Source organism: Nordella sp. HKS 07 (assembly GCF_011046735.1).
GTDB lineage: Bacteria > Pseudomonadota > Alphaproteobacteria > Rhizobiales > Aestuariivirgaceae > Taklimakanibacter.
In genome coordinates this window covers 4,003,277-4,017,892 of record NZ_CP049258.1, presented here as the reverse complement: position 1 = coordinate 4,017,892, position 14,616 = coordinate 4,003,277, and the positions used below count along the sequence as shown (strand labels likewise).

Sequence of the window (14,616 nt, the reverse complement as noted above, 5' to 3'; positions counted from 1 at the left end):
CAACTTTCGAAGCGATGAAAAGTTCCACATGACCCAAGCCGCCCGCAAAGCCCATGGCCCTACCTCGCTTGCCGAGTTCAACTGGGAAGATCCACTCGATCTCGAAAGCCAGCTGAACGAAGACGAGCGCATGATCCGCGACACTGCGCGCGCCTTTTGCGCCGACAAGCTCCTGCCGCGCGTCCAGAAGGCTTTCCGCGAGGAACGCTTCGATCGCGAAATCATGAATGAGCTCGGCGAAGTCGGCTTCCTCGGCATGATGAATTCGGAAGCCTATGGCGGATCGGGCCTCGGCTATGTCGCCTACGGCCTCGTGGCACGCGAAGTGGAGCGCGTCGATTCGGGCTACCGCTCGGCGATGAGCGTGCAGAATTCGCTCGTCATGCACCCGATCGAAACTTACGGATCGGAAGCCCAGCGCAAGAAGTACCTGCCCAAGCTTGCCACCGGCGAATGGGTCGGCTGCTTCGGCCTGACCGAGCCCGATGCGGGCTCGGATCCCGGCGGCATGAAGACCAGGGCCAAGCGCGTCAATGGCGGTTTCGTGCTCAACGGCACGAAAATGTGGATCACCAATTCGCCGATCGCCGATGTGGCGGTTGTGTGGGGCAAGCTCGAGGATGAAGGCATTCACGGCTTCCTCGTCGAGCGCGGCACGAAAGGCTTCTCCACGCCCACGATCGAAGGCAAGGTGTCGTTGCGCGCCTCCGTGACCGGCGAGATCGTTCTCGACAATGTCGAAATCCCCGAAGAGAACATCTTCCCGAATGCGCGCGGCCTGTCCGGCCCGTTCGGCTGTCTCAACAAGGCGCGCTACGGCATCGCCTGGGGCGCCATGGGTGCGGCGGAAGACTGCTGGCACCGGGCACGCCAGTATACGCTGGACCGCAAGCAGTTCGGCCGGCCGCTCGCCGCCAATCAGCTGGTGCAGAAGAAGCTCGCCGACATGCAGACCGAGATCGCGCTCGGGCTGCAGGGGGCGCTTGCTCTGGGTCGCGCACTCGAGCGCGGCAACGCGGCGCCGCCCGCCATCTCGCTCATGAAGCGCAACAACTGCGGCAAGGCGCTCGCCATCGCGCGTGACGCCCGCGACATGCATGGCGGCAACGGCATATCGGACGAATTCCACGTCATCCGTCACATGGTCAATCTCGAGACCGTCAACACCTATGAAGGCACGCATGATGTGCATGCGCTGATCCTCGGACGCGCGCAGACGGGACTGCAGGCCTTCCAGCCATGAGCGAGATCGAGATCCGGCGTGAGGACCCGCGCATAGCGGATGTGACGCAACTCATCCGCGATCTCGATGACATGTTCCACCGGCTCTATCCGGCCGAAAGCAATCATCTCGTCGATATCGAGACGCTTGCCGCGCCGGATATCCATTTTTTCGTGGCCCGGCGCAACGGCGAAGCGCTGGGCTGCGGCGCGCTCTGGCATCGCGACCACGCTTATGGCGAGATCAAGCGCATCTATGTAAGGCCCGAGGCGCGCGGGCTCAAATTGTCGAAGCTGATCCTCGCCAGGCTCGAGGAGAATGCGCGCGAGCACGGGCTCAAGGCGATGAAACTTGAAACCGGCACGCTGCAGCCGGAAGCACTCGGTCTTTTCGCCAAGTGCGGATTCACGCTTTGCGGACCCTATGCCGACTATCCCACTGACGACCCCTTTTCCGTCTTCATGGAAAAGCAGGTGGTATGAAGGTCTGCATTGCGGGCGGCGGCATAGCCGGTCTTGCCGCCGCGTGGGCGCTGACCAAGCGCGGCCACCAGGTGACGCTCGTCGAACAAGGCAGCATCCCCAATCCGCTGGCCGCCTCGGGCGATGAACACCGCATGATCAGACGCGGCTTTGGCTCGGCCGACGGCTATGCGCGCACCATCTCGGAAGCCTTCACCGCCTGGGACGAGTTGTGGCGCGATCTCGGCCGCTCGCATTTGTCGCATCGCGGCGTGCTGGCCATGTCGCAATTCGAAGGCGATGACGGCGAGAATTTCCGTCTGGGTTATGACCGGATGGGCGAGGCCTATGAGCTCTACGAGCCGAAGGAAGCGGCCCGGCGCTATCCCTTTCTCGATCCGGCCACCATCCGCTACGCCTATTTCACCAGAGCCGGCGGTGCGCTTCTCTGTCAGCGCATCGCGTCCGATCTGGCCCGCTGGCTGACGGATAATGGCGCGACGCTGCGGCTTAACAGCCGTGTCGACGCGATCGACGCCGACAAAGGGACGGTCGGCTTGGGCGATGGCGACCTGATTGCGGCCGACCAGATCGTCGTCACGGCCGGCGCCTGGGTCCTGCAACTGGTGCCGGAGCTCAGCCGGCATCTCACGCTATACCGGACGTTCGTCGCCTATCTGACGCCTCCCGATGATCTCGCAAGTGCGTGGGCGGACGCGCCGGCCATCCTGGATATCGGCGGTGAGACCGGTGCCTATATGCTGCCACCTGTCGCCGGCACCGGGCTCAAGGCCGGAGCGAGCCTGGTCAAGCGTCCGGCGTGCGATCCCGATGCCGACCGGGTGGAGAGCCACGGCGAAGGCGAACGCTTGCGCGACCTGCTCTCTCCGCCTCTGGCGCGCATTCGCGAATATGCAGTGGCGCGTGTACGGACCTGTGCCTACACCTTCACCGCCGATGACAAATTCCTGTCGTATCGCAGAGGCAAGGCTTTGATCGTCTCGGCCTGTTCCGGTCATGGCTACAAATTCGGCGCCGCGGTCGGGCGCCGGCTGGCGGAAGCGGTCGAATCCGGCGATGACTCGTCGCTTTTGCGGTGGCTGAGAGCCGAGGCTTGATCTTTGACAGACGGAACCCAAACGCCTATTTCAGTGTTGGGTTTTGATGAGGTCGAGGAGATCTGCTTGATTACCCGTCGCCAGTTTCAAACGCTTGCCGCCCCGTTTCTCATCGCGGCAGGCGCTTCTTCGTTGCCAGGAGCCGGGACAGTTTTCGCAAATTCTGCGGAAACGTCTCACAAAAAAGGAGATGACACCATGGCCCTTGAACTTCCCGCTCTGCCTTATGCCTATGACGCGCTTCAGCCCTACATGTCGAAGGAAACGCTGGAATATCATCACGACAAGCATCATCAGGCTTATGTGACGAACGGCAACAACCTGCTCAAGGACTCTCCCCTCGCCGGCCAGTCGCTGACCAAGATCGTCAAGGCCGCCTATAAGGAGAAGAACCAGGGCCTCATCAACAATGTCGGCCAGCACTACAATCACCTGCATTTCTGGCAGTGGATGAAGAAAGACGGCGGCGGCAAGAAGCTGCCTGCCAAGCTGCAGAAGGCGATCGATTCGGATCTCGGCGGGTATGACAAGATGCGCGCCGATTTCATCAATGCCGGCACCACGCAGTTCGGCTCCGGCTGGGCCTGGATCGCGGTGAAAAACGGCAAGCTCGAAATCCAGAAGACGCCGAATGGCGAGAACCCGCTGATGCATGGCGCCCAGCCGATCCTCGGCGTCGATGTGTGGGAACACAGCTACTACATCGACTATCGCAACGCGCGGCCGAAGTACCTCGAAGCCTTCATCGACAATCTCGTCAATTGGGAGCATGTCGAGCAGATGTTCTCGGAAGCCTGAGCTTCCCAAGTTACACGAAATGTCACGCCCTCTCCGCAAGGAGAGGGCTTTTTCGTCCCAAGGGGCATGCGATGACAGTTGAGAAAACCGATCAGGCGCATTGGGCCGAGGTCGCCGAGGAATGGATCGCCTGGGCGCGTGCGCCCGACCATGACGCGTTCTGGAAGTATGGCAGCGCGTTTCGGGATTTCGTCGGCAATGGCAAGGGTGAGGCACTCGATGTCGGCTGCGGCGAGGGCCGGGTCTCGCGCTTGCTCAAAGAGCTGGGTTATCACGTCACCGCCGCCGATCCGGTCGCGCGATTTGTCGAAGCCGCACAGGAGATGGATTCGGCCCATCACTATGAAGTGGCCGCAGCAGCGGCCCTGCCTTTCGAGGATGAAAGTTTCGATATCGTCCTGGCCTTCAATGTGCTCATGGATATCGAAGACGTGCCGGCGGCGGTCAAGGAGATGCGGCGCGTCCTGAAGCCCTCCGGATCTCTCATCGTGTCGATCGTGCATCCCTTCGCCGATCGCGGGCATTTCTCCGGCCCGGAGCCTGACGCCCCTTTCGTCGTGCCCGGCAGCTATTTCCGGCGCGAGCGCTTCGAAGGCGCCGAGGAAAAGAACGGACTCAAGATGCACTTTGCCGGCTGGTCGCAACCGCTCCAGGACTATATGGCAGCGTTTACACAGGCGGGCTTCGCCATCACCGCGCTCAAGGAGCCCGCTCCGCAGGACCCGTCTCGCTGGACCCGAATTCCCTTGTTCCTATGGCTCAAGGCGCGCCCATTTCCATCTGATCGCTGACAGCGAGCCCGCAACAGCGACCACCGAGCCGTCGCGCGCCCTGAACGGCTGGCGCGCCTGCGGCATGACGCGATGGGAATATTTAGGTATGCTAATAATTTTCTTTTCTTACTATATTAGCACTGTTAAATATTCGCTATGAAGCTCCCTGATTGGCTGGACAAGACCGGCACCTCGCAATCCGCCCTCGCCAAGGCCCTTGGCGTTTCGCAGGGCCGCGTCTCGCAACTTATCGCCGGGGCGTCGCCCTCCCTCGACCTCGCCCTCAAGATCGCGAGCTTCACCAATAACGCCGTTCGCCCAGAAGATTTCTCCGGACCCGCCGCCATGGATACCGCCACCCCATCAGCCCCTGCCTCCGCCTCCGAACTCGACCGCGTCGAGGACGCCATCGCGGCCATCGCCCGCGGTGAGATGGTCGTTGTCGTTGACGATGATGATCGCGAAAACGAAGGCGATCTCGTCGCCGCCGCCTGCAAGATCACGACGGAGCAGATGGCATTCATGATCCGCTATTGCTGCGGCATTGTCTGCGCGCCGATCACGCCCGAGGATGCCCGCCGCCTCAAGCTCGACCCGATGGTGGCGCTCAACGACGCCCCGCTCGGCACCGCCTTCACCGTCTCGATCGACTATCGGGAAGGCCTCACCACCGGCATCTCGGCCAAGGAACGCGCCGCCACCGTGCATGCGCTCGCCAATGGCAATGTGCAGGCGAACGACTTCGTGCGCCCCGGCCATATCTTCCCGCTCGTCGCCAAGTCGGGCGGCGTGCTCATGCGCTCCGGCCACACCGAAGCGTCCGTCGATCTCGTGCGGCTGGCCGGACTCCATCCGGCGGGCGTCATCTGCGAGCTCGTCAATGACGACGGCACGGTGAAGCGCGGGCCCCAGGTCAGCGCCTTTGCGCGCGAGCACAATCTCAAGATCATTTCGGTCGCCGATCTCATCGCCTATCGTCAGGCGCGCGAACGTCTCGTCAATCAGGAAAGCCAGTTCGACATCGCGACCCCGATCGGCAAGCTGCGCGGCTTCGCCTATTCGACGCCCTTCGACAGTGTGCAGCATCTGGCTCTCGTCTACGGTGACATCAGCGGCGGCAAAAGCGTCCCGGTCAGGTTGCACCGCGAGGATATCGTCGCCGACATCTTCGGCGCCCCGCATGTGCTCAACTCGGTCTATGACATTTTCAAGCGCGAGGGTCGCGGCGTGCTGGTCTATCTGCGCGAGGGCACCGCAGGCGTGCCCGCGGGCCAGAAAATGGGCTCTGAGAAGACGGGCAGCGCGGCCATCCGCGAGCAGGTCTGGCGCGATGTCGGCCTCGGCGCGCAGATCCTGCGCGATCTCAACGTACATTCGATACGCCTCATCACCTCGAGCACGCGTCACTATGTGGGCCTGTCCGGCTTTGGTATAGATATCGCGGAGACCATCAAGATCGAAGGGTGACGCCATGGCGACGGTCCGCTACATGGTCAAGGACGTCGAAACGTCCATCGCCTTCTACACGCATCATCTGGGCTTCGCGCTGAAGCAGCAATTCGGCCCGAACATGGCTATTCTCGACAAAGACGGCTTGACGCTCTGGCTGGCTGGGCCCAATGCCTCGGCCGCGAGGCCGATGCCGGACGGGCGCGTTCCCGGGCCCGGCGGCTGGAACCGCTTCGTGATCGAGGTCAAGAATCTCTCCGATGTCGTCGCGCGGCTGCGCGAGAACGGCGCCAATTTCCGCAATGATGTCGTCGAGGGACCGGGCGGTCGGCAGATCCTCGCCGAAGACCCGTCCGGCAATGTGATCGAGCTGTTCGAGCCGCGCGCGCAGTAACGGAGCTTCTCCCATGAGCGAATTGCCCACCCTCACCAAGCGCCGCCTGCAGGCGCAGGTCATCGGTCCGATCTTCGCCGAAATGGCCGCCGAACTCGGCGAAGAGAAGGCCGCCGAAATCCTTGACCGCGCCATCCGCAAAGCGGCCATCGCAGAAGGCCGGGAATTCGCCAAGAAGGCGCCAGACGGCCAAACCTCGATGGCCGACTTCATCAAGCTCTATGACTTCTGGACCGCCGACGGCGCTCTCGAAATGAAGGTGCTGGAAGCCAGCGACGAACGCTTCGATTTCGACATCACGCGCTGCCGCTATGCCGAGACCTACAAGGAGATGGGTCTCGGCAAGATCGGCCATCTCTTGTCCTGCAATCGCGACGGTACCTTCTGCGAAGGCTACGACCCGAATATCACGCTGGAGCGCAAGCAGACGATCATGCAGGGAGCGCCCTGCTGCACCTTCCGCTATACGTATCGCAAGGCAGAGGACTCATCCCGCTGACGGATAGCGCCATTCGGTCTCACGGATACGGCCTCCATTGCCGAGCTCGATGATGTAGCCGAAGTCCTTCTCGGTATCGAGATAGTAGTGTTCGTCCGCGTCGAACTTGCCGCTCTGGATGACCGGATAGCCGCGGCGCGCATAATCGGCGACTGCCTTGGCGCAATCAGCATAATAGAGCTTGGTATGGTGCAGGCCCTCGCCCCGGCTTTCGAGGAACTCGTCATAGATCGAGTAGCCGCTGACCGGCTGGATCAGCTCATGCTGGATGCCGGGGCTCTTGGTGACGGCGATCAGCACTTCATGGGTGGCTGGCTTGCCGCGGTAAAGATAGTCGCGTACCTCCGGCGCCGAGAAGCGATAGACATGCCACGGGCCGATGCCGCAATGATCCCAGTGGCGCCGCATGGCTACCTCGATATCGCGCACGAGATAGGCCACCTGCATCAGCTCTCCATCCCTCATGATATCCTCCATTCCCGGCCCCGGCCGATGGTACCGCAATTCACCAATGGCCAAAGGCCGATTTCCCCTTTTCCGGATCGTACTTTATGGTTAGACCGGTGAGGCCATGGCGGATGATGACATAGACGAGCAGGATGGCCCGGCCGTGGTCGGCTGGCAGGAATCGGTCCGCCTTCCCGAACTCGGCGCCGGACCGATCGTCGCCAAGATCGACACCGGCGCCCGCTCGGCGGCGCTGCATGCCGACGACATACGTATTTCCGGACGCGGCAAGCGCATGAAAGTGCGCTTCAAGCTGCAGCGCCGCGGCGGCTCGCTGAGGCGGATCGAGTGCGAGATGCCGCTGCATGATCTGCGCCGGATCAAGAGCTCGAACGGTCATATCGAGCTGCGCGCCGTGATCGCCACACCGATCGAGATCGGCAAACATCTGCTCGACGCCGAAATCACCCTTACCCAGCGTGCCGATATGGGAGCCGCGATGCTGATCGGCCGCAGCTCCATCAAGGGCACTTTTCTGGTCGATCCGAGCCGCACCTTCCTCAAAAGCAAGCGCCCAAAAAAGACGAAGTCCAAGACCCAATGAAGATCGCGCTTCTCACCCGAAATCCAAAACTCTACTCGCATCAGCGCATTGCTGAGGCGGCGCAAGAGCGCGGTCATGAGATCGTGCCCGTCGACTATCTGCGCTGCTATATGAACATCACCTCGCGCAAGCCGGAACTGCGCTACATGGGCGAAAAGCTGGAAGGCTTCGACGCCGTCATTCCGCGCATCGCCGCATCCCATACTTTCTACGGCCTGGCGGTGCTGCGCCAGTTCGAGATGATGGGCGTGTTCCCGCTGAACGAATCCGTCGCCATCGGCCGCTCGCGCGACAAATTGCGCTCGCTGCAGATCCTGGCGCGCGACGGGGTCGGCCTGCCGATCACCGCCTTCGCCAATGACACGACGCGCACCGACGACGTCATCGAGATCGTCGGCGGAGCGCCGACCGTCATAAAACTCCTCGAAGGCACACAAGGTATCGGGGTGGTCTTGAGCGAGACACATAAGTCGGCGAAGTCGGTCATCGAGGCGTTTCACGGCGCCGATATCGCCATTCTCGTGCAGGAGTTCATCAAAGAGGCGGAGGGCCGCGACATTCGCGTCTTCGTCATCGACGGCAAGCCGGTCGCCGCCATACGGCGTTCCGGTGCCAAGGGCGACTTCCGCTCCAATCTGCATCGTGGCGGCCAGGCCGAGAAGATCGCCATCTCCCGCCAGGAGAGAGCGGCGGCGGTGAAGGCGGCGCGCTCAATGGGCCTGAATGTCTGCGGCGTCGATATGCTGCAATCGAGCCGCGGCCCTCTGGTTATGGAGGTCAATTCCTCGCCGGGGCTCGAAGGCATCGAGAAAGCCACCGGCGTCGATGTCGCCACCGCGATCATCCAGTTCCTCGAGGCGGAAGCGCGGCCGGGGCGCACCAAGACCAAGGGCAAGGGATGAGCGCCAAGCCGTTTCGTCTCGGCTCCACGACACTCGCTCCGGGCGAGCGCAAGACCGTCGACCTGCCGGTGAGCGCGCTTTCCAACCACACACCACTGACGCTCCCGGTCCATGTCGTTCACGGCGAGAAAGCCGGGCCGGCTCTGTTTCTCTCCGCCGTCGTCCATGGCGACGAGATTCTGGGGGCGGAGATCGTACGGCGGGTGATCCGCCACCGCACGGTGCATAATCTCGCCGGCACGCTGCTGGCGGTGCCGGTGGTCAATGCCTTCGGTCTCATCAGCCATTCGCGCTATATGCCTGACCGGCGCGACCTCAACCGCTCCTTCCCCGGCTCGGACCACGGCTCACTCGCCTCCATCGTCGCCGATCTGTTCATGCGCGAAGTGGTGCTGCGAAGCGACTACGGCATCGACCTCCATACCGCCGCGCAGCATCGCACCAACCTGCCGCAGATCCGGATCGCGCCCGACGAGCCCGATCTGCTGCAGATGGCGGAAGCGTTCGGACCGCCGGTGATCCTCATCTCCAAATTGCGTGAGGGGACGCTCAGGCAATGCGCGCGCGACAATGGCGTGAAGATGCTGCTCTACGAAGGCGGCGAGGCGCTGCGCTTCGACGAGATCGCCATCCGCGCCGGCGTCATCGGCATATTGCGGGTAATGAAATGGCTCAACATGATCGCGCCCACCAATATCGCGCGCAGCAAGGTGCCGCCGGCGATCTCGACGTCGAGCGCCTGGCTCAGGGCCCCGGAAGGCGGCCTGCTGCGCGCGGTGCCCATCACCGGCGATCAGGTGGTCAAGGGCGCTGTGATCGGCGAGATCTCGGATCCCTTCGGCGAACGCCCAGTGCAGGTCATCTCGCCCGAGAACGGCATCATTATTGGTCGCACCAATCTGCCGATCGTCAATCGCGGCGACGCCCTCTTCCACATCGCCCGGATGAAAGATCCCGAAACATCGCGTGCTCGCATCGGCCGCATCGGCGGAGAACTGGCGCAAGCGCCGCTCTTCGATGAAGACGAGATCATCTGATCTGTTCGGCTTGCGAGAGAAAGTCGATTACGGCTCGGACGGAGGGAAGTTGACCGCGACGATGCGGCGTGAGCAACGTCGTGGTGACGCCGCCGGCTGTCCAGTCCGGCAATATGCGCTTGAGCGTCCCTTGCTTCAGCGCTTCGGCGACGATGCTCTCCGGCAGGCAGACTATGCCCAGGCCGGCGATCGCCGATTTCATGAGGACGACCGATTCATCAGCGGTGAGGCGCGGCTTGGGCTCGACCTCGATCTTGGCGCCGCTTTGACTGTTAAGGCGCCAGCTGCGCACCGCGGATGAAACGATGAGGCCGTCATGCTCATTGAGCGCGGCCGGCTCGACAGGCTCGCCACGGGCGTCGAGGTAATCCGGGGCCGCCACCAGGATGATCGGCTCGGTGGCGATGCGGCGCTGCATCAAGCCCGAATCCGGCAGGGGTGCGAAATGGCTGCGCAGCGCAATGTCATAGCCTTCCTGGGCCAGATCGACGAAGCGGTCGGTGACATGGAGCTCGAGGCTGAGCTTGGGGAAGGCGCGCGCCAGCTCATGCAGCCGGTCGGCGAGGTGGAACTGGGCAGTCGGCACCGAGGTGGTGATCCTGACCGTGCCCGAGGGCTCGGCCTGGCGGCGTCGGACGACGGTTTCGGCGGCTTCCGCCTCGATCACCGCGGCGCGGGCGTGGTCATACACATCGCGGCCGAGCTCGGTCAGGGCGAAATGCCGGGAGGTGCGGTGAATGAGGCGCACGCCCAAGGCGGCCTCGAGCTCAGCCACCCGCTTGCTCACCGTCGATTTGGGCTGCCCGAGCCTGCGACCCGCAGCGGCGAAACCGCCGGTCTCCACCGCGTGCACGAAGCAGATGAGGTCGTTGAGGTTATACATAGCCATTAGTCTATGAATGTAGACTTTAAAACGCAATTGGAGTGTCTACAGGCCGCAAGTCCACGAATCTATACCTTCGGTGTCAACACAGGAGACCACCACATGACACCGATCCTCTTCTACGGCATTCCCTCCGGCTGCTCTTTCGGCTCGATCGTGGCCCTCGAATGGCTGGGCGAGCCCTACCGGCTGAGCCGCATCCAGATGCCGGAAGTGGTGCAGAGCGACGCCTTCCGCCGCATCAATCCGGTCGGCGAGACCCCGTCGCTCAAGACCGGCGACGGGAGGATCATCAGCGAGAGCCTGGCGATCATGAATCATCTCGGCGCTCGCGGCATCGGGAAGGGCCTGGGCTTCAAGCAGGGCACTATGGAGTTCGATGGACTCAATCAGCGGCTCGCTTATCTCAACACCAGCTTCTTCAATGCCTTCAGTCCGCTCTGGTACACGTTGGAGCATGAAACGCTGAAGCCCGAAGAGAAGCAGGCGCTCAGAGCCTACGGCGCGGCCGATGTCGCCAAGGTGCATCGCGAATTGGAAATGATGCTGGGCAAGAGCCCGTGGCTCCTAGGCAATGAGCGCACGCTGGCGGATGCCTATTTCATCGGCATCGCGCGGTGGACGAAATATCACGATGTGGTCGACCGCAAGGACTATCCGGCGGTGCAGGCCTTGTTCGAGCGGCTGGAGAACGATCCGGCGGTGAATTTCGCCCATGCGATCGAGCTCGGAGAAGATGTGAAGGGCGCAGGCGGCTTTGCCGGCCATGTCAGCCTGGAACAGGCGCTGAGCGAGATCTGACTCTTCGCTTGCGGAGAGAGGGGACTCAAGGCGGACAGCACTTTGGCTCGCCCCTCTTACCCAGCTCCGGCTCGTCTTTACCCCAGAAGAGTTGGAGAGTAGCCTAAGCAAAGATCTTGGCGAGAGCGGGCACCATGCGGCCAGAACCACGGCAGTCCGTCGAGCGTATGGCCAGCCTCCCCAATCGCATCAGCGATCTCCTCTGGGACTGGGCTGCCTGGACACCGCGCTCTCCCGCTCTCATCGACAGCGAGCACTTCTGGACCTACGGCGATCTTGCCACAGCGGTGAGGAGTGCGGAAGCGTTCCTGATAACCCTCTCTATCCGCGCCGGCGATCGCCTGATGGTTGTCAACGAGAATGGTCGGGCGACAATTTCCCTGTTCCTGGCCGCCTGTAATCTCGATGTGTGGATCGTTCTGGCGAACGCCCGCCTCTCGGCCGCTGAAATCGCTGCGATTGCCGGTCACTGCCAACCACGCCGCATTATCTTCACCGTCGAAGTTTCCGCCGAAGCCGCCGCACATGCTGAGATTTACGGTGCGAAGCTCCACGACCTTCCCTGGCTTGGCAAATTGGCGGCAGGACCTCTTCATGAAGTGGCAGAACCCGAGCCCGTGCACGCTTCATCCGAAGAGCAAGTTGCTGCCCTGCTGTATACATCCGGCACAACCGGCGCACCCAAGGGAGTCATGCTGACGCATCGCAATCTCCTGTTCAATGCCGCTATCGCGGGAGGTGTCCGCGGTTGTGTTTGCAACGATGTCGTGTATGGGGCCATGCCCATTTCGCACGTCTCGGCATTGGCCTCGATATTCCTGAGCTCCCTTTATGCCGGCGCCTGTTTTGTTTCATTTCCGCGCTTTGCTCCGGATCAATGCATGCGCGAAATCACTCGTGGACTAACGGTTCTGCAGGGCGTTCCGGCGATGTACAGCCGGCTGCTCGCGCACATCCACGAAACCGGAGCGAGTCTTGGCCCCCATCGCCTGCGCTTCACCTGGGCGGGCGGCTCTCCTCTCACCCAGGGCGTCAAGCAAGCCATTGAGAAACTGACCGGGCTCCCACTTCACAATGGCTATGGGACGAGCGAGACATCGCCATCTATCGCGACGACGAGATTCGGGGAGCCACGATCGGACTGCGCCGTGGGGCCGCCTATTCCCTTCGTCGAGGTCCGTATCGTCGGCAATGACGAGCAGCCTCTCGGTCCGGATGAAGTCGGCGAAATATGGTGCCGTGGGCCCAATGTAATGAAAGGCTACTACAAGGCATCCGACATGACCGCAAAAGCCATCACGGCGGACGGATGGCTGCGCACCGGCGACCTCGGCAAGCTCGACACAGAAGGCACCCTGCATCTCTGTGGGCGATCGAAGGAGTTGATCATTCGGTCAGGCTTTAATGTGTACCCCATCGATGTGGAGGCCGTTCTCATGACCCACCCCAAAGTGCAACAGGTGGCGGTCATCGGTATGCCCGCCGCGCATGGCAATGAAGAGGTCGTTGCCTTCATCCAGCCTGTCAAAGACAGGTCGCTCACGCAGGGCGAGCTTGCAGCCTTCTGCGCCGAAAGGCTCGCCCCATATAAGCGGCCGAGCCGCTACGTCTTCTGCGGAGCCTTACCCGCCAGCCCGACCGGCAAGATCCTCAAGCATCGCCTGGCAACCATCGCTTCCGCTCAGGCGTGAAACGATACGGGGCGCTTTCACCGTCGCGAGAAGCTGCCGAGAATCCCACGCACCAGTGAGCGCACCACCATGTTTCCGACCTGGCGTCCGACACTGCCGGCGACATTTTTGACGAAACGGTCCGTGGCGCTCTCGCGCGGCCGTGGCGCCGCGCGCGCCTCGCGCGCCGCCTGTTTCTCGGCCGTCGCTTGCTTCTGCGCCTCGGCCCGCTCGCCGGCGCGCTGGGTCAGCTTCTCATAGGCCGATTCACGGTCAATCGATTCATCATACTGGCCATACACGGGCGATGACTTGATGAGCTTGTCGCGCTCCTGTGGCGTGATCGGTCCCATGCGGCTCTCGGGCGGACGAATCATGGTGCGCTCGACCATGGTCGGCACGCCCTTGAGATCGAGAACAGAGACCAGCGCCTCGCCTTTGCCGAGCTCGGTGATGGCCTGGTCGGTCTTGAATTTCGGATTGGCGCGGAAGGTATCGGCCGCCGTTTTCACCGCCTTCTGCTCGCGCGGCGTGTAAGCGCGCAGCGCATGCTGGACGCGGTTGCCCATCTGCGCCAGAACGCTTTCCGGCACGTCCAGCGGATTCTGGGTCACGAAATAGACGCCCACCCCCTTCGAGCGAATGAGCTTCACGGTCTGTTCGATCTTTTGCAACAGACCGGGAGGCGCGTCGGTGAAGAGCAGATGCGCCTCGTCGAAGAAGAAGACGAGCTTCGGACGGTCGGGATCGCCCACTTCGGGAAGGTCCTCCAACAGCTCGGAAAGCAGCCAGAGCAGGAAAGTGGCATAGAGCTGCGGCGAGGACATCAGCCTGTCGGCAGCGAGGATGTTCATATAGCCACGACCATCGCGCGTCGTGCGCATTAAGTCCTTGATGTCGAGCGCCGGCTCGCCGAAGAACTTGTCGCCACCCTGCTCCTCGATCACCACCAGGCGGCGCTGGATCGAGCCGATGGTCATGGCGCTGAGATTACCGTATTCGGTGCGCAGATCCTTGCCGCGATCGGCGAGGTCGACGAGAAGGGCGCGCAGATCCTTCAGATCGAGCAGCGCAAGGCCCTCCTCATCGGCGATCTTAAAGGCGATGTTGAGGGCGCCTTCCTGCGCTTCCGAGAGGCCCATCAGGCGCGACAGGAGCAACGGTCCCATTTCCGAGACCGTGGTGCGGATAGGATGTCCCTGTTCGCCGAACAGATCCCAGAAGATGGTCGGCGTCGCCGCAAAGCCATAGTCCTCGAAACCGACCTTCTTGGCGCGCTCGAGGAGAAAATCCTGCGGCATGCCTTCTTGCGAGATGCCAGACAGGTCGCCTTTCACGTCGGCGGCAAAAACCGGAACACCGGCCTTGCAAAAACCCTCGGCCATGATCTGCAGCGTGACGGTCTTGCCCGTCCCGGTGGCGCCGGTCACGAGGCCGTGGCGATTGGCCATGGGGAGGTAGAGTTCCTCACGCTTGTCCGCCTTGCCCAGAAAGATCGTATCGTCAGCCATCGTCGCTCAGTTCCCCTAAAGCCTTGCCCCTTTTGATCGAATTCCTC

16 protein-coding genes are annotated in these 14,616 nt (G+C 62.3%); 13 read left to right on the top strand and 3 right to left on the bottom strand.

The window, feature by feature from the left end; all coding sequences use genetic code 11:
* The first annotated feature begins 28 nt into the window (after positions 1-28).
* From G5V57_RS18975 to G5V57_RS18940, 8 genes are all read left to right on the top strand, one after another.
* On the top strand, positions 29-1,243 hold the full coding sequence (locus G5V57_RS18975; RefSeq protein ID WP_165169124.1) for an acyl-CoA dehydrogenase: 1,215 nt from the start codon (positions 29-31) through the stop codon (positions 1,241-1,243).
* Positions 1,240-1,704 carry a GNAT family N-acetyltransferase gene (locus G5V57_RS18970; protein WP_165169123.1) on the top strand — a complete coding sequence of 155 codons (465 nt, stop codon included), beginning with the start codon at positions 1,240-1,242 and terminating at the stop codon, positions 1,702-1,704. Before G5V57_RS18975 ends, G5V57_RS18970 begins: the two co-directional genes overlap by 4 nt.
* A complete protein-coding gene (locus tag G5V57_RS18965; protein ID WP_165169122.1) occupies positions 1,701-2,801 on the top strand; it encodes an FAD-dependent oxidoreductase in 1,101 nt (366 codons plus the stop codon). The genes G5V57_RS18970 and G5V57_RS18965 overlap by 4 nt, the downstream gene beginning before the upstream one ends.
* A 198-nt stretch (positions 2,802-2,999) precedes the next feature.
* On the top strand, positions 3,000-3,599 hold the full coding sequence (locus G5V57_RS18960) for a superoxide dismutase (protein ID WP_165169121.1): 600 nt from the start codon (positions 3,000-3,002) through the stop codon (positions 3,597-3,599).
* 71 nt (positions 3,600-3,670) lie between these two features.
* Positions 3,671-4,390 carry a class I SAM-dependent methyltransferase gene (locus G5V57_RS18955; protein WP_165169120.1) on the top strand — a complete coding sequence of 240 codons (720 nt, stop codon included), beginning with the start codon at positions 3,671-3,673 and terminating at the stop codon, positions 4,388-4,390.
* 138 nt (positions 4,391-4,528) lie between these two features.
* Positions 4,529-5,839 carry a 3,4-dihydroxy-2-butanone-4-phosphate synthase gene (ribB, locus tag G5V57_RS18950; RefSeq protein ID WP_165169119.1) on the top strand — a complete coding sequence of 437 codons (1,311 nt, stop codon included), beginning with the start codon at positions 4,529-4,531 and terminating at the stop codon, positions 5,837-5,839.
* Positions 5,840-5,843: 4 nt separating this feature from the next.
* Complete coding sequence (locus G5V57_RS18945) at positions 5,844-6,215, top strand: VOC family protein (protein ID WP_165169118.1); 372 nt, start codon at positions 5,844-5,846, stop codon at positions 6,213-6,215.
* Between the two features lie 13 nt (positions 6,216-6,228).
* On the top strand, positions 6,229-6,714 hold the full coding sequence (locus tag G5V57_RS18940; RefSeq protein WP_165169117.1) for an L-2-amino-thiazoline-4-carboxylic acid hydrolase: 486 nt from the start codon (positions 6,229-6,231) through the stop codon (positions 6,712-6,714).
* Here G5V57_RS18940 and G5V57_RS18935 read toward each other — a convergent pair.
* Positions 6,703-7,179, bottom strand: a complete 477-nt coding sequence (locus G5V57_RS18935) for a VOC family protein (protein ID WP_165169116.1) — start codon at positions 7,177-7,179, stop codon at positions 6,703-6,705. The two genes, G5V57_RS18940 and G5V57_RS18935, sit on opposite strands and share 12 nt — an antisense overlap.
* A gap of 106 nt (positions 7,180-7,285) precedes the next feature.
* On the opposite strand from G5V57_RS18935, the gene G5V57_RS18930 reads away from it, so the two are divergent.
* From G5V57_RS18930 to G5V57_RS18920, 3 genes are read left to right on the top strand one after another with little or no spacing between them, the layout of a single operon-like run.
* Entirely contained in the window at positions 7,286-7,765 is a 480-nt protein-coding gene (locus G5V57_RS18930) for a RimK/LysX family protein (RefSeq protein ID WP_165169115.1), read from the top strand.
* Positions 7,762-8,667: a 30S ribosomal protein S6--L-glutamate ligase gene (rimK, locus tag G5V57_RS18925; protein ID WP_165169114.1), complete on the top strand. Its 906-nt coding sequence runs from the start codon at positions 7,762-7,764 to the stop codon at positions 8,665-8,667. Before G5V57_RS18930 ends, rimK begins: the two co-directional genes overlap by 4 nt.
* Positions 8,664-9,704, top strand: a complete 1,041-nt coding sequence (locus G5V57_RS18920) for a succinylglutamate desuccinylase/aspartoacylase family protein (RefSeq protein WP_165169113.1) — start codon at positions 8,664-8,666, stop codon at positions 9,702-9,704. Before rimK ends, G5V57_RS18920 begins: the two co-directional genes overlap by 4 nt.
* On the opposite strand, the gene G5V57_RS18915 is transcribed toward G5V57_RS18920, so the two are convergent.
* Positions 9,697-10,593, bottom strand: a complete 897-nt coding sequence (locus tag G5V57_RS18915; RefSeq protein WP_206530073.1) for a LysR substrate-binding domain-containing protein — start codon at positions 10,591-10,593, stop codon at positions 9,697-9,699. The genes G5V57_RS18920 and G5V57_RS18915 overlap by 8 nt on opposite strands.
* A gap of 96 nt (positions 10,594-10,689) precedes the next feature.
* Between G5V57_RS18915 and G5V57_RS18910 the strand changes: the two genes are divergently transcribed.
* Positions 10,690-11,388 carry a glutathione S-transferase family protein gene (locus G5V57_RS18910; RefSeq protein ID WP_165169112.1) on the top strand — a complete coding sequence of 233 codons (699 nt, stop codon included), beginning with the start codon at positions 10,690-10,692 and terminating at the stop codon, positions 11,386-11,388.
* A 167-nt stretch (positions 11,389-11,555) separates the two neighbouring features.
* On the top strand, positions 11,556-13,079 hold the full coding sequence (locus G5V57_RS18905; protein WP_206530072.1) for a class I adenylate-forming enzyme family protein: 1,524 nt from the start codon (positions 11,556-11,558) through the stop codon (positions 13,077-13,079).
* A gap of 17 nt (positions 13,080-13,096) precedes the next feature.
* On the opposite strand, the gene G5V57_RS18900 is transcribed toward G5V57_RS18905, so the two are convergent.
* Positions 13,097-14,569, bottom strand: a complete 1,473-nt coding sequence (locus tag G5V57_RS18900) for a helicase HerA-like domain-containing protein (protein ID WP_165169110.1) — start codon at positions 14,567-14,569, stop codon at positions 13,097-13,099.
* Between the last annotated feature and the right edge of the window lie 47 nt (positions 14,570-14,616).

What these genes read in the sequence shown, in the direction of transcription:
- G5V57_RS18975 (WP_165169124.1), top strand. Translation starts at nt 29, where the DNA reads ATGACCCAAGCCGCCCGCAAAGCCCATGGCCCTACCTCGCTTGCCGAG.
- G5V57_RS18970 (WP_165169123.1), top strand. Translation starts at nt 1,240, where the DNA reads ATGAGCGAGATCGAGATCCGGCGTGAGGACCCGCGCATAGCGGATGTG.
- G5V57_RS18965 (WP_165169122.1), top strand. Translation starts at nt 1,701, where the DNA reads ATGAAGGTCTGCATTGCGGGCGGCGGCATAGCCGGTCTTGCCGCCGCG.
- G5V57_RS18960 (WP_165169121.1), top strand. Translation starts at nt 3,000, where the DNA reads ATGGCCCTTGAACTTCCCGCTCTGCCTTATGCCTATGACGCGCTTCAG.
- G5V57_RS18955 (WP_165169120.1), top strand. Translation starts at nt 3,671, where the DNA reads ATGACAGTTGAGAAAACCGATCAGGCGCATTGGGCCGAGGTCGCCGAG.
- ribB (WP_165169119.1), top strand. Translation starts at nt 4,529, where the DNA reads ATGAAGCTCCCTGATTGGCTGGACAAGACCGGCACCTCGCAATCCGCC.
- G5V57_RS18945 (WP_165169118.1), top strand. Translation starts at nt 5,844, where the DNA reads ATGGCGACGGTCCGCTACATGGTCAAGGACGTCGAAACGTCCATCGCC.
- G5V57_RS18940 (WP_165169117.1), top strand. Translation starts at nt 6,229, where the DNA reads ATGAGCGAATTGCCCACCCTCACCAAGCGCCGCCTGCAGGCGCAGGTC.
- G5V57_RS18935 (WP_165169116.1), bottom strand. Translation starts at nt 7,179, where the DNA reads ATGAGGGATGGAGAGCTGATGCAGGTGGCCTATCTCGTGCGCGATATC.
- G5V57_RS18930 (WP_165169115.1), top strand. Translation starts at nt 7,286, where the DNA reads ATGGCGGATGATGACATAGACGAGCAGGATGGCCCGGCCGTGGTCGGC.
- rimK (WP_165169114.1), top strand. Translation starts at nt 7,762, where the DNA reads ATGAAGATCGCGCTTCTCACCCGAAATCCAAAACTCTACTCGCATCAG.
- G5V57_RS18920 (WP_165169113.1), top strand. Translation starts at nt 8,664, where the DNA reads ATGAGCGCCAAGCCGTTTCGTCTCGGCTCCACGACACTCGCTCCGGGC.
- G5V57_RS18915 (WP_206530073.1), bottom strand. Translation starts at nt 10,593, where the DNA reads ATGGCTATGTATAACCTCAACGACCTCATCTGCTTCGTGCACGCGGTG.
- G5V57_RS18910 (WP_165169112.1), top strand. Translation starts at nt 10,690, where the DNA reads ATGACACCGATCCTCTTCTACGGCATTCCCTCCGGCTGCTCTTTCGGC.
- G5V57_RS18905 (WP_206530072.1), top strand. Translation starts at nt 11,556, where the DNA reads ATGGCCAGCCTCCCCAATCGCATCAGCGATCTCCTCTGGGACTGGGCT.
- G5V57_RS18900 (WP_165169110.1), bottom strand. Translation starts at nt 14,569, where the DNA reads ATGGCTGACGATACGATCTTTCTGGGCAAGGCGGACAAGCGTGAGGAA.